The 12,338-nt window shown below is 62.2% G+C and carries 18 protein-coding genes; 11 read left to right on the top strand and 7 right to left on the bottom strand.

From position 1 onward, the window contains the following. Positions 1-10: 10 nt before the first annotated feature. Complete coding sequence (gene aat / locus GOB82_RS01425) at positions 11-688, bottom strand: leucyl/phenylalanyl-tRNA--protein transferase (protein WP_166118714.1); 678 nt, start codon at positions 686-688, stop codon at positions 11-13. Between the two features lie 174 nt (positions 689-862). On the opposite strand from aat, the gene GOB82_RS01420 reads away from it, so the two are divergent. Both GOB82_RS01420 and GOB82_RS01415 read left to right on the top strand, forming a co-directional pair. Then, entirely contained in the window at positions 863-1,837 is a 975-nt protein-coding gene (locus GOB82_RS01420; protein ID WP_166118712.1) for a 2-hydroxyacid dehydrogenase, read from the top strand. A gap of 17 nt (positions 1,838-1,854) precedes the next feature. Further along, a complete protein-coding gene (locus tag GOB82_RS01415) occupies positions 1,855-2,040 on the top strand; it encodes a hypothetical protein (protein WP_166118709.1) in 186 nt (61 codons plus the stop codon). 65 nt (positions 2,041-2,105) lie between these two features. Here the strand turns inward: GOB82_RS01415 and GOB82_RS01410 are convergent, their stop codons facing one another. Continuing rightward, positions 2,106-2,942, bottom strand: a complete 837-nt coding sequence (locus tag GOB82_RS01410; RefSeq protein WP_166118706.1) for an EcsC family protein — start codon at positions 2,940-2,942, stop codon at positions 2,106-2,108. A gap of 336 nt (positions 2,943-3,278) precedes the next feature. Between GOB82_RS01410 and GOB82_RS01405 the strand changes: the two genes are divergently transcribed. Further along, positions 3,279-3,983 carry a hypothetical protein gene (locus GOB82_RS01405; protein WP_166118703.1) on the top strand — a complete coding sequence of 235 codons (705 nt, stop codon included), beginning with the start codon at positions 3,279-3,281 and terminating at the stop codon, positions 3,981-3,983. 21 nt (positions 3,984-4,004) lie between these two features. Here GOB82_RS01405 and GOB82_RS01400 read toward each other — a convergent pair whose 3' ends face one another. Beyond that, positions 4,005-4,193, bottom strand: a complete 189-nt coding sequence (locus tag GOB82_RS01400; protein ID WP_166118700.1) for a hypothetical protein — start codon at positions 4,191-4,193, stop codon at positions 4,005-4,007. 32 nt (positions 4,194-4,225) lie between these two features. Continuing rightward, positions 4,226-5,191 (bottom strand): threo-3-hydroxy-L-aspartate ammonia-lyase, encoded by a 966-nt coding sequence (locus GOB82_RS01395; RefSeq protein WP_166118697.1) that lies wholly within the window; start codon positions 5,189-5,191, stop codon positions 4,226-4,228. A 175-nt stretch (positions 5,192-5,366) separates the two neighbouring features. Between GOB82_RS01395 and GOB82_RS01390 the strand changes: the two genes are divergently transcribed. Next, complete coding sequence (locus tag GOB82_RS01390) at positions 5,367-5,702, top strand: TIGR01244 family sulfur transferase (RefSeq protein WP_166118694.1); 336 nt, start codon at positions 5,367-5,369, stop codon at positions 5,700-5,702. 104 nt (positions 5,703-5,806) lie between these two features. Here the strand turns inward: GOB82_RS01390 and GOB82_RS01385 are convergent, their stop codons facing one another. Together GOB82_RS01385 and GOB82_RS01380 are read right to left on the bottom strand one after the other, a co-directional pair. Continuing rightward, complete coding sequence (locus GOB82_RS01385; protein ID WP_166118691.1) at positions 5,807-6,223, bottom strand: EVE domain-containing protein; 417 nt, start codon at positions 6,221-6,223, stop codon at positions 5,807-5,809. 2 nt (positions 6,224-6,225) lie between these two features. Further along, positions 6,226-6,519 (bottom strand): YciI family protein, encoded by a 294-nt coding sequence (locus tag GOB82_RS01380; RefSeq protein ID WP_166118689.1) that lies wholly within the window; start codon positions 6,517-6,519, stop codon positions 6,226-6,228. Positions 6,520-6,686: 167 nt separating this feature from the next. On the opposite strand from GOB82_RS01380, the gene GOB82_RS01375 reads away from it, so the two are divergent. From GOB82_RS01375 to ccmI, 7 genes are all read left to right on the top strand, one after another. Beyond that, on the top strand, positions 6,687-7,487 hold the full coding sequence (locus GOB82_RS01375) for a heme ABC transporter permease (protein ID WP_166118686.1): 801 nt from the start codon (positions 6,687-6,689) through the stop codon (positions 7,485-7,487). Then, positions 7,484-7,645 (top strand): heme exporter protein CcmD, encoded by a 162-nt coding sequence (locus GOB82_RS01370; RefSeq protein ID WP_166118683.1) that lies wholly within the window; start codon positions 7,484-7,486, stop codon positions 7,643-7,645. The genes GOB82_RS01375 and GOB82_RS01370 overlap by 4 nt, the downstream gene beginning before the upstream one ends. Further along, positions 7,642-8,160, top strand: coding sequence for a cytochrome c maturation protein CcmE (gene ccmE, locus GOB82_RS01365; protein ID WP_166118680.1), 519 nt, complete (start codon positions 7,642-7,644; stop codon positions 8,158-8,160). Before GOB82_RS01370 ends, ccmE begins: the two co-directional genes overlap by 4 nt. Positions 8,161-8,279: 119 nt before the next feature. Continuing rightward, positions 8,280-10,265, top strand: coding sequence for a heme lyase CcmF/NrfE family subunit (locus tag GOB82_RS01360; RefSeq protein WP_166118677.1), 1,986 nt, complete (start codon positions 8,280-8,282; stop codon positions 10,263-10,265). Next, complete coding sequence (locus tag GOB82_RS01355; RefSeq protein WP_166118675.1) at positions 10,262-10,837, top strand: DsbE family thiol:disulfide interchange protein; 576 nt, start codon at positions 10,262-10,264, stop codon at positions 10,835-10,837. Before GOB82_RS01360 ends, GOB82_RS01355 begins: the two co-directional genes overlap by 4 nt. Then, entirely contained in the window at positions 10,831-11,382 is a 552-nt protein-coding gene (locus GOB82_RS01350; protein ID WP_265794086.1) for a cytochrome c-type biogenesis protein, read from the top strand. The genes GOB82_RS01355 and GOB82_RS01350 overlap by 7 nt, the downstream gene beginning before the upstream one ends. Continuing rightward, positions 11,379-12,110, top strand: coding sequence for a c-type cytochrome biogenesis protein CcmI (ccmI, locus tag GOB82_RS01345; RefSeq protein WP_166118669.1), 732 nt, complete (start codon positions 11,379-11,381; stop codon positions 12,108-12,110). Before GOB82_RS01350 ends, ccmI begins: the two co-directional genes overlap by 4 nt. Before the next feature lie 39 nt (positions 12,111-12,149). On the opposite strand, the gene GOB82_RS01340 is transcribed toward ccmI, so the two are convergent. Next, positions 12,150-12,335: a hypothetical protein gene (locus GOB82_RS01340; RefSeq protein ID WP_166118667.1), complete on the bottom strand. Its 186-nt coding sequence runs from the start codon at positions 12,333-12,335 to the stop codon at positions 12,150-12,152. Positions 12,336-12,338: the final 3 nt, after the last annotated feature.

The raw sequence follows: 12,338 nt of genomic DNA, 5'->3' as shown, positions 1-12,338 counted from the left end.
GGAGTGGTCTTTATCTGTGCCGCAATGCGGCTGCTTCCGTTTCCGCACGCAGGGTGCGGATTTCAGCCTCCAGCACGTGCGCGGGAAATGTGGCCTGCCAACATGGCATCATATGGACAGCTTTTTCCAGTGTGGCCTTATAATCGACCGCAGGGATCTCCACCCCGCCAAAGCGCGCGAGATGATCCGTTCCAAATTGTGTGTCAAGCAGGATAAAGCCTGAAACCCGCATCCGCGCCACCAGATGCACCAGAGCAACCTTGGAGGCATCGGTCGCACGGCTGAACATGCTCTCTCCAAAAAAAGCGCCGCCCAGAGCCACGCCATACAGGCCACCCACCAGCACTCCATCCTGCCGGCATTCCACACTATGGGCATAGCCCCTCTCATGCAGGGCGCAGAACAGGCGGAAGATTTCGCTATTGATCCAGGTTTCCTCCCGCCCTTTTGCGGGAGCGGCGCAGGCCTTCATCACGCCGGGAAAATCCTGATCCACCGAGACATCAAACCGCCCGGACAACACCGTGCGTTGCAGGCGGCGCGGCAGGTGAAACCCGTGCAGGGGCAGAATGCCCCGTGGGTCCGGGTCATACCACTGCAGGTCCTCATCCTCCGCGCTGGCCGCCATGGGGAAAATGCCTGCAGAATAGGCTCCCAGAATCAGTTCCGGTGTCAGCGCGTCCATCATGCTCTCTCCTCCACATGGAGGCATATAGCGGCTTTTTGAATACACACGCCTGATCCAACCTCCGTTTTCACCGTTATAAACCAACCTGGAGAGCCACCGTGGTTTTCCTGAGGCTTCATGCTAGTCTGCCTTTACGGAAACTCAATCTGTCTGTCCTGTTCAAAAGGAATGCGCATGCCTTCTGAAAAACCCCGCCTGATCCGCTCCATACGTCTGCCTGTGGCGGCTGAAAAACGGATTGAGACCGACTTTATCGCACCACCCCCGCCGGATGCGCCGCTGGACACCCCCGCCCTGCTGGCGCTGGCTGAAAAAGAGCAGGCTTCCGCCATGCTGGTCACACACCACAGCCCGCTGAGGGGGGCTGATGTGGCCGCCATTCCGGCCTGCGTGAAGCTGGTTGCCACAGTCAGTGTCGGGCTGGACCATCTGGATGTGCCAGCCCTTCTGGCGCGCGGCATTAAAGTCTCCAACACCCCCGATGTGCTGACCGACTGTAATGCCGATCTGACCATGATGCTCATTCTGGCAGCCTGCCGCCGGGCTGCGGAATATTACACGCTGATGAAGAACGGCTGGGGCCACACCTTGGGCATGGATGAAATGCTGGGCCTGCGCGTGAGTGGCAAAACGCTGGGTATTGTCGGCATGGGCCGCATCGGGCAGGCGCTGGCACGCCGGGCGCGCGGGTTCGAGATGAAGGTGCTCTACCACAACCGGCGCAGGCTGGACCCCGCGCAGGAAGAAGGGGCGACCTATTTTGAAACTCTGGAAGACATGCTGCCGCACTGCACCATTCTCAGCCTGCATATGCCCGGCACACAGGGGGCCCCACCTTTGATGACAGCCCGCACACTGGGCCTGCTGCCACGCGGCAGTGTGCTGGTGAACGCGGCCCGTGGCTCTCTGGTGGATGAAACCGCGCTGATTGACGCCCTGCGGTCCGGCCATCTGTTCAGTGCCGGGCTGGATGTCTATCAGAACGAACCCCACCCCAACCCGCGCCTGCTCGCACTTCCCAATATTTTCATGACACCCCATACTGGCAGCGCCACCGTGGAAACCCGCACGGCCATGAGCATGCTGGCGCTGGACAATGTCGCGGCTCTGGCAGCAGGGAAGCCGCTGCCCTCCCCGGTTACCGCCTGAAGAGGAAAGAAACGATCATGAATTTAAGATTGGCCTGCCTGCTGGGCATCATCGCCTGCTTCGTGGTGAACCTGATAGATTTTCACTACCGGCAGACCTGTATCACCATCGGTACCACGCTGCTGGCTCTGGCACTTTTCGGCACCTTCTTCGCCAGAGAACCGGCACCTGTGCAGAATGCCGGCTCCAAAAAAGCAACCTGACGGGCACAATACCAGCCGGAAGTGAGGCCGGGGCTACCTTGCCCCGGCGTTACTCCCGAGCCGGTTCAGGACGCCCGGCCACCCCGTGCCGCAGCCTGATCACGCAGAGCTTCCGCGGTATCCCGCACCACCGGGCCATGTTCCCGCTCCAGCCGACGAATGGTGAAATGCGCCCGCGCCAGCGCGCGATAATGGTTGAGGAAGGCCGTATTGAGAGAAGCGCCGCACAGCGCCCCCGCAACGGGCATAAGCTGAACAGACACTTTCTGCCCGAGTGCCAGACCGTAATGTGAGGCCACTTCCGCAATCAGCATCACCACCGGGCGGCCACGCAGCAGCGCACGGGCCGAGAAATAGCCCAGTTCGCTCTCATCATCCTTCCGTGCATTGGGGAAGGCCCGCAGCGCGAACACTTCCAGACAGGCGCGGCGCGCATCCGGGTCGGACAAATCCTCCCCTTCTTCCCGCGCAATACGGCCGATCTCACGCATGATGGTCAGCGTGGTAAAGCTGATATCGGGAGCCAGCCCCGCAAGACCGGCAAAACCACCCACAGCACCGGAAACCGCCACCGCCGCCTGCAGCGCAGGGCCGCGCCACGGCTGCGGTTCCGCCGGAGCATCCGTCGGGCTGCGCAACCCCAGAATAGCGACATCGAACGCACGGGTGATGGCGGTTTCCGCCAGCCCGCGCAGTTTATCTTCCAGACCGGGGGCCATACCCAGCCCGCGCAGGCCCAGCCGTGTGGCATGGCCCACGGCCCCCCCCATCAGGTCCGCCAGCCGCACAAGAACGCCCTTGCCAGACTCGACCTGCTCCAGAGCCTGTTCCAGCTCTCCCAGTTCATGGCCGCTGAGCCTGAGCGTCACTATCTCGCTGCCCGTCATGTCCTGCGTGCTCATCTGTGCCCTTTCTGCTGCTCTGCCCAACACCCCGAAAGGCGGGCCGGGGCGCATTCCAGCGCCCGCAAAAATCTGTTCTACAAAAAAGTATGTAACACAGGACGCCCGAAAAGCGACACGATGCGCCCCCCGTCTGGCCTATGCCTCCCATCTGCCGGGCATCCGTCTTACCGCCCTTCATCAAAGCCCGGCGACCGCAGAAGTTGCCACGTTTATCCATATCTTCCGCGAGGTTCAGGTTCCTGCCCCCCGCTATTGTCACTCGCGCGGGGAGCGCTTAACACAAAAGAACGCAAGACCACACAGGCGCAGAATGTGCGCCAAAAGGAGTTCGCCATGCCGCGCTTCACATCGCCTTCTCGTCTGGCCCGCCCCCTTCACTGGCAGCATCTGCTGCGCGCCGCCTGCGCTGTGGCTGTTCTGGGGGCCGCAGGCTGTGCGGAAACCCCGCAGCAGCAAGCTTATCACTCTGCTCTGGCACAGGCCCGGACAGACCCCGCCTTCTGTTACGCGCACCGGTATGACACCATCCTGTCCGAAGCCATGCAGCGTGCGCAGGCCGCACAGGCCGACACCGCATCGCCCAAAGCTGAAAAGCCGGATACGGCCTTCCAGCCCACCGCGCCGGTCACCGTTACGCAGGCCTCCGCCATGCCGGACCTCAGCCTGCCGCCCTATTTCCAGAGAGCCTGCCGCCTGACCGTGCAAAAACCAGATGGCACACCAGAAAGCGGGTTTCTGACCTTCACCTATCTGATCCGCAACGGGGATGTGCAGTCCGCCCTGAGCGAATGGCATTCCGATACGGAAGTTTCGCAGAAATACGCCACGACCATGAAGCAGATCGAAGCCGGGCTGGACATGAGCAACCCGGACCTGAAAGCCTGCATTGCGCGCTATCCGGCATTCGATAACCCTTCCAAAGACCCGATGGTGCAAAAAGCCGCGTTTGACCTGCGTGCGCATCTGGTCCGCCGCTGCATGGCCAACAAGGCGGCTCTGAAAGACCTGTATTCAGACCTGTATTTCATTCACCGTTAAGGCGGAGCGGCACTCCCGCTCCTACGCCAGAACCGTCGCCTGTCCGGGGTTTCGTTCCGGGTTTCTCCAGAACAGTTCACCGGACAGACGCGCAACCACATCTGGCGGCAACACAGGCCGCCGAGGCACATACGCCACTTTTTTACGCACCGTATGCAGCCCCGGCGTTTTTAAGGCCTGATCAAACGCTGTAGCACCCTCGAACTCCACAGCATCAAAATCATAACGCCAGTCTGGAAGTTTTAAAATCCAGCAACCATCCGCGCAAACTGTGTCATATCAACATTCCCGCCGGAAATAATGACACCCACGCGCTTGCCCTGCCACTCCGGCGCTGCGGCAAGGGCAGCCGCCACACCAAGGCAGCCGGTTGGTTCCACAATAATTTTCATCCGCTCCGCCAGTGTGCGCATGGTCTCCACCAGAACAGCGTCCTCCACCGTGACAATCTCACGCAGAAGCCTGCGCAGAATTCCGAATGTCAGCGGGCTGATGGCGGTGGTCTGCGCGCCGTCCGCCAGTGTTTTCGGCACGGGAATCTGCACAATATGGCCTGCGGCAAGTGACTGCCGCGCATCATCTCCGGCGGCGGGTTCCACCCCGATCACGGCGCATCCCGGAGAGACAGCCTCCGCCACCAGCGCACAGCCGGACGCAAGGCCACCGCCACCAATCGGCACGAAAAGTGCATCCAGCGGGCCGGTTTTTTCAAACAGTTCGAGTGCTGCGGTGCCCTGCCCGGCAACAATATCCGGGTGGTCAAACGGCGGCAGCACTGTCGCCCCGCGTTCCGCTGCAATGGCTGCGGCAATGGTCTGCCGGTCCTGCGTATAGCGGTCATATGTCACCACATGCGCGCCATACCCTCGGGTTGCCGCCAGTTTCACGGCGGGAGCATCCTCCGGCATTACGATTACGGCAGGAATACCCGCCTGCTGCGCGGCACAAGCGACTCCCTGCGCATGATTGCCGGAAGAATACGCCACCACACCGCGCCGGCGCACCTCTTCGGGCAGAGACAAAATGGCGTTCAGCGCCCCACGGAACTTGAACGCCCCGACACGCTGAAAATTCTCCGCCTTGAAAAACAACTCAGCACCGCTGAGGTTATTGAAATACCGAGAGGTCAGAACCGGTGTGCGGTGCGCGTGTCCTCTCAGGCGAATGGAGGCCGCAACAACATCTGAAAAATCCGGACTTTCCTGCATCTCTCATGCCTCCCCTGCTTTTCCGCGCCAGACACTCTTGCGCTTGGATCAGAGAGTAGCGTGCATACCGGAATACCGCCACCGCAGGGCTGCCACCTCTTTCCGCCTGAAGCCTCCGGGCCTAAAAGGGAAAAATACGTATGAGCATGTTGCTTTCGTGAGGATTTTGCCGACCATGACTTATCGCAGCCTGTCCCCCGATTTTGTTATCGCACCGCAGATCAGCGTTGCGGATATCCCCGCCATCAAGGAAGCCGGGTTCAAAACCATTGTCTGCACCCGCCCCGATGGTGAAGACCCCGGCCAGCCGACAGCCGAAACCATTGGAGAGGCCGCAAAGCAGGCTGGCCTCTCCTTTATCTCCATCCCTGTTCAGGGCGGGCAGGCGCCTTCCTCTGATGCCGTGATCATCATGCAGGAAACCCTCAACACCCTGCCCGGCCCGATCTTCGCCTATTGCCGCTCCGGCAACCGCGCGGGCCAGCTCTGGATGCTCGCCACACAGGGCTGAACACCGTAACCGGCATACGGAAACGATGCATGAAAAAAGGGAGCAGCCTTGCCGGGCCGCTCCCTTTTTTTTCGGCACTCAGGCTTTTCACAACCCGGAGGCTGTCAGTCCCCCGTCCAGCCGCCCATCTGGCATAAATGCCGCCAGTGCTCCGCGGAGACGGGGCACACGGAAAGGCGGGACTGGCGAACCAGAGCAAGGTCAGCCAGTGCGGCATCCTGCTTGATATCCGCCAGCGTGACAGGATTGGGCATGGGGCCGATGGCTTTGACATCCACACACACCCAGTTGCCACTTTCTGCCGTGAGGTCCGGGTAGGCTTCCCGCACGATCTCCACCACGCCCACAATCGCGCGCTGGATATTGGAGTGGTAGAAAAAGGCGCGGTCACCCAGCTTCATGCCGGCAAGATTTTTTTTGGCCTGATGGTTCCGCACCCCGGTCCAGGGTTCCACCCCGTTCGCCACCTGCTCATCCCAACTGAAGGCGTCAGGCTCGCTTTTGATCAACCAGTACGCCATGGCTATTCCACCAGAGCGCCATCACGGAACACGGTCCGTAACGGGCGCACAATCACGCTTTCAAACAGGTTGACCTCCGCATACGGGTCCGCCGCGGCAAAGCCTTCCGCCGCCGCGCGGTCGGGCACATCCAGCAGCACCAGACTGCCGCAGGGGTTGCCGCTCACGTCAAGTTGAGGACCGGCGAACTGAATCGCCTTTTTATATGTTTCCAGAAAAGCCAGATGCTTCTCACGGGTTGCCTTGCGTATTTCGAGGGCGCCGGGGCGATCTGTGCAAATAATGGCAAACAACATGTGTTCTCTCCGCTGTGTTGTCGGAACAGGACGCCCATGAATAACTGCCTCGTGTCAAGATGGCTCGAATGATGTAAAAGGTGCGCGAGCGCATGCCCCAACCGGAAATCCGGCATAAGGCCACTGCACGCCAACCTGATTGTTCAGATAACGGAACGGACTGACATTTGAGCGCCACACCGACCCTTGTCGCGCGTACCGGGGCTTTTTTCCATCGGTATGCCAACCCCGGCCGGTTTCTCAAGCTGGGCGCACGTCTGCAACCCTGGCTGACCTGGCCTGCTCTGCTGCTCACCCTCGCGGGGTTGGGCTGGGGGCTGTTTTTCTCCCCTGCCGACTGGCAGCAGGGAGATTCCGTCCGCATCATGTATGTGCATGTCCCGGCTGCCATGCTGGCCTCTGCCGGTTATGCGGGGCTTGCTGTGTGCGCCGTGCTCTCGCTGGTCTGGCGGCATCCGCTGGCGGATCTCGCTGCGGTGGAAATCGGACCTGTGGGTGCCTGCATTACCGCGCTGTGTCTAGCCACCGGCTCCCTGTGGGGCAAGCCGATGTGGGGCACATGGTGGGTGTGGGATGCCCGGCTGACCTCCGTTCTGGTGCTCTTCTTCCTGTATCTCGGCCATATCGCCCTTATCCGCGCGTTTGATGACCCGCAGCGGGGCTACAAAGCCGCGGCCATTCTGGCGCTGGCCGGCGCGGTGGATCTGCCTGTTATCAAGTTCAGCGTGCAATGGTGGAACACCCTGCACCAGCCGGACAGCATTACGCTGACAGGGGCCCCCACCATGTCCTCTTCCATGCTGTGGCCGCTTGCTCTCTCCACCCTCGGGTTTTCGCTCGGATTTGCCGCCATTGTGCTGGCCCGCACCCGGGCCGCCGTGATGGAAAGCCGCATCCGCAGCCTGCTCTCCAGCCCGCGCCGCCGTGCGGACGCCACGCAGACCACCTTGCAGGGAGACGCCGCATGACGCATCTGCCCTATATTCTGGCCAGCTATGGTCTGGCCACGCTCATCGCTCTGGTTCTGTCCATCGGAGCCGCCCTCCGCCTGAAGCAGGCTCGTACGCAGCTGGCCGTTCTCGAACGCCCATCTGACCGCACCACAGGAGCCACCTCACCTCTATGACCCGCAAGACACGTCGCCTCTGGCTCGTCATCGCCTGCGTTGCCTGCCTCGGGGCCGCAGCCGCCCTTATGCTCAAGGCGTTTTCCTCCGATATCGTCTTCTTTGTCACCCCCTCTCAGGTGGCGGCCTCCCCTCCTCCGGCAGACCGCACCGTGCGGCTGGGCGGCATGGTGGTGGCGGGTTCCGTCAAACGGGAAAAGCAGGGGGAAACCCCCATTGCCCGCTTTGATGTGACAGATGGACAGGCCGCCATTACGGTACGCTATGAAGGAATCCTGCCTGATCTGTTCCGTGAGGGGCAGAGCGTGGTGGCGGTGGGCACCATGCACAAGGATGGATTTGTCGCCAGTGAAGTTCTGGCCAAGCATGATGAAACCTATATGCCGAAGGAAGTAGCGGAAGCCCTGAAAAAATCCGGCAAATGGGACCCGCGCTTCGGCCCGCCCCCGAGTGCCGCAAGCTGGAACAGCATGACGGCGCAGGATGCGAAAAAGATGCTCCCCGCGGGCAACTGAGCCCCATGCCGTGCCGCCCCGGCACCCCGCCTTTCCTGACCCCGGCGTGGCAGGTTTTTTCACCTGCCATCCCTCTTCCGCTGTTCTGACAGCCCGCCACCCGGAGACACCCTTCTGACATGCTGAGCCCTGAACTCGGACATTATGCGCTGGCCATGGCCTGCATCCTTGCCGCCGCGCAGGGCATTCTGCCTCTTATCGGCGCGCAGCGGCGCGACAGACGGGTGATGATGCTCGCCCCGGGGCTGGCTGTCGGCCAGTTGCTGGCTTTGCTGGCGTCTTTCCTGTGTCTGGTGAATGCCGCTGTGACGGACGATTTTTCGGTCCAGAACGTTGCGGCCAACAGCGCTGTCTCCAAGCCGCTGCTGTATAAAATCACCGGGGTGTGGGGCAACCATGAAGGCTCCATTCTGCTGTGGGCCCTTATTCTGGGGTTCTGCGGGGCGGCAGTGGCCGCGTTCGGGCGCAATCTGCCCTCAGCCCTGCGCGCACGGGTGATTGCGGTGCTGGGGGCTGTGGCCGCCGGGTTTGAGCTGTTTTCCCTCACCACATCAGACCCGTTTGCCCGTGTCTGGCCCGCCCCGATGGATGGGCAGGGCATGAACCCCCTGCTGCAGGACCCCGGTCTGGCCTTCCATCCGCCGGTTCTCTACACCGGCTATGTCGGGTTTGCGGTGCCGTTCGCCTTCGCCATTGCCGCGCTGATCGAAGGGCGGGTGGATGCCGCATGGGGCCGCTGGGTGCGCCCGTGGGCCGTGGCGGCATGGTGCTTCCTGACCTGCGGCATCGCCCTTGGCTCCTGGTGGTCCTATTACGTGCTGGGCTGGGGCGGTTACTGGTTCTGGGACCCGGTGGAAAACGCCTCCCTCATCCCCTGGCTGACGGGAACGGCTCTCATCCATTCCGCCATTGTGGTGGAAAAGCGCGAAAGCCTGAAAATCTGGACCGTGCTGCTGGCCATTGCCACGTTCTCGTTCTCGCTCTCCGGCACGTTCCTTGTGCGCTCGGGCATTCTGAACTCCGTGCATGCCTTTGCGAATGACCCGGCCCGCGGCATTTTCATTCTCGGCCTGCTGGCTATCGTGATCGGTGGGTCACTCGCCCTGTTTGCCTGGCGTGCGCCCTCCCTCACGGCGGGCGGCCTGTTCGCGCCTGTCTCGCGTGAGGGCGCGCTGGTGCTCAACAATATCCTGTTGTGCTCCCTGTGCGCCGTTGTGCTGACAGGTACCATGTACCCGCCCTTCATGTCCCTGCTGTTTGACCGCACCATTTCCGTCGGCAAACCGTTCTTTGATGCCACGACCATTCCGCTGGCCATCCCGCTGTTCATTTTCATGGGCTTTGGCCCCATGCTGCCCTGGAAGCGCGCACAGCTCTGGCCGGTGCTGCAACGGCTGTGGATTGCCGCCCTGCTGGCGGCGGTGGCCTTTGCTGTGGCAACATTTGGCATGTCCGGCATTCTGCCCATCCTGTGCAGCGCTCTGGCCGTGTGGGTGATCCTTGCCTCCGTGCTGGATCTGACGGAGCGCGTGCGGCTGTTCCGCATGCCGCTTTCCGGCAGCCTCCAGCGGGCACGCATGCTGCCCCGCTCCATTTTCGGCACGGCCATTGCCCATGCCGGTGTGGGCGTGACGGTTCTGGGGCTGGCCGCCATGTCTCAGGCACAGCACAAGATTGTGGAAGTGCCGGTTGGCACCACCGAACATCTGGCGGGATATGACTGGACACTCACCAACGTCACGCAGGAACCCGGCCCGAACTATACTGCCCTGACCGCAACTCTTGAGGTGCGGCATAACGGCAGGCTCATCACCATCATGCATCCCTCCAAGCGCAGCTTTAACAGCCAGAACCAGACCACCACGGAGGTGTCCATCCACACCAATCTGCTGGCGGACCTGTATGGCGTGCTGGGGGATAAACACGGAACGGATGCCGCGCCCACCTATGTACTACGCCTGCATTACAACCCTCTGGCCCCCTGGATGTGGCTGGGCGCGCTGATCATGGCGATTGGCGGCGCGCTTTCCCTGTCTGACCGGCGCATGCGTGTGGGCGCACCGCGCCGTGCCCACTCTTCCCCCAATACGGTGACGGCAGCATGAGCACCCCTCCTGAAAACATGAAGCGCCGGCGGCTGCTGATGGCCGCCCCCCTTGCCGCCGCGGCGGTTGCGGGTGTGGGATTCTGGAAAATGCTGTCCGGCATGCAGCGCGGCTCCTTCAACCCGCATGACATCCACGCCCCCGTGCTCAACCGCCCGGTGCCGGATTTCAGCGTGCCTGATCAGGCGCCTGGTCAAGGCTTTGGCGCGCAGGATCTGCGGGCGCTCACCCAGCCGGTGCTGGTCAATTTCTTTGCCTCATGGTGCATCCCCTGCCTTGCGGAAATGCCAACCCTGATGGCTCTGAAGGATGACCTCCCCCTGTGGGGCATTGCCTATAAGGATCGCCCGGAGAACGCGGCTGGTTTCCTCAAGCATTCCGGAAACCCGTTCACCCGTCTGGGAAGTGATCGGGATGGCCGCGTAGGGATCGACTGGGGTATTTCCGGTGTGCCGGAAACCTTCCTGATCGGCCCCGGCGGCGTGATCCGCTGGCACAGCGCCGCCCCGCTGGATGTAGACACCATCCGCGGCACACTGATGCCCCTGCTGGAAAGCCTGAAAAAATCATGATGCTGCGCCGCCTGTCCGCCCTGCTTCTGGGCTGCGCCCTGCTTGTGGCTCCGGCACTGGTTCTGGCAGTGGATGACCCTTCCGAAATGCTGCCCAACCCGCAGGAAGAAGCGCGGGCCGAAGCCATTGGCTCCCAGCTCCGCTGTCTGGTCTGCCAGAATGAATCTATTGAGGACAGCAGCGCAGGGCTGGCACGGGACCTGCGCCGCGTGGTGCGTGAGCACGTTGCCAAAGGCGAGAGCAACAGCCAGATCATGGCCTGGATGGTCCAGCGCTATGGCAACTTCATTCGCCTCAGCCCGCCTTTCTCCCTCGGCACCCTGCTGCTATGGAGCATGCCGGTTCTGGCTCTGCTGCTGGGGCTGGGCATTGCGTTTTTCTCCTACCGCACCAGACGCACAACACCTGCCGCTCCGCCGCCCCTGACAGCGGAAGAAAAGGCCCGGCTGGCCAGCCTTGCCAAAAACGCAGGCCAGCACGACACCGGCCGACCAGACACAGACCAGCCCGATAATGGCCACACCGATAAAGGACCAAGCGCATGATCTGGCTTTCCATCGTGCTGTTAAGCGGCCTGGCTCTGGTTCCGGCCGCCCTGCCCCTGTGGCGACGCACCCGGCATGTACGGGACGAGCGCAGTGCCGCGCTGGCGCTGCATGACGCCCAGCTTTCTGAAATTGACCGTGATCTGGATATCGGCCTGATTGCCCCGGCGGAGCATGACATCGCCCGGCTGGAAATCCAGCGCCGCATTCTGGTGGCGGATACCGCCCCCACCCGCGCGGATGACAGCATTCCCCCCCTTGCCGTATGGGGTGCTCTGGCCCTCATCCCGCTGGCTTCCGTTGCCCTGTATCTGACCAACGGATACCCCTCCCTGCCCGCGCAACCGCTTGGCCCTCGTCTGGTGCGCCAGCATGAAGCAAACACGCGTGGGGATGCCGTCATCCAGCGCCTGAAAGCCGCACTGGCCACCATCCCGGCGGATGACCCTAATGCGCGGCAGGGCTACCTGCTTCTAGGGCAGGCCGAGGCAGGCCGCGAACACTATGCCGAAGCCGCCGAGGCCTGGACCCATGCACTTTCTCTGGGTTTTGACCCTGAAGTGGCCGCCCGCACGGGCGAGGCGCTGACACGGGCGGCAAGCCACGTCACACCGCAGGCGCTGGATCTGTTCCGCAAGGCCCTTGATGCTGCCCCGAAGGACGCCCCGTGGCGCGCGGCCATACAGGCCCGTATCGCCGAAGGGGAGCACGAGCAGGATAATCCCTGAGAACGCTGCCCACGCGCAACGAAGAACAAACGGGCGAATTCAGGCCGTGGCCGATTTCTGCCGCGTACTACCCATGCGCGTGACGGAGAACGAACGCTGGAAAGAAAAGGTTGATACCGCCTGAAGGGCTTTTCCAGCGTTCGTCTGACTGCTGACCCGCAAAAATCTGGCACTGGCACTGGCACTGGCACTGGCACTGGCACTGGCACTGGCACTGGCACGCATGGG

This window comes from Acetobacter farinalis, from assembly GCF_011516935.1.
Classification (GTDB): domain Bacteria; phylum Pseudomonadota; class Alphaproteobacteria; order Acetobacterales; family Acetobacteraceae; genus Acetobacter; species Acetobacter farinalis.
This window is presented reverse-complemented; position numbering and strand designations above follow the sequence as displayed.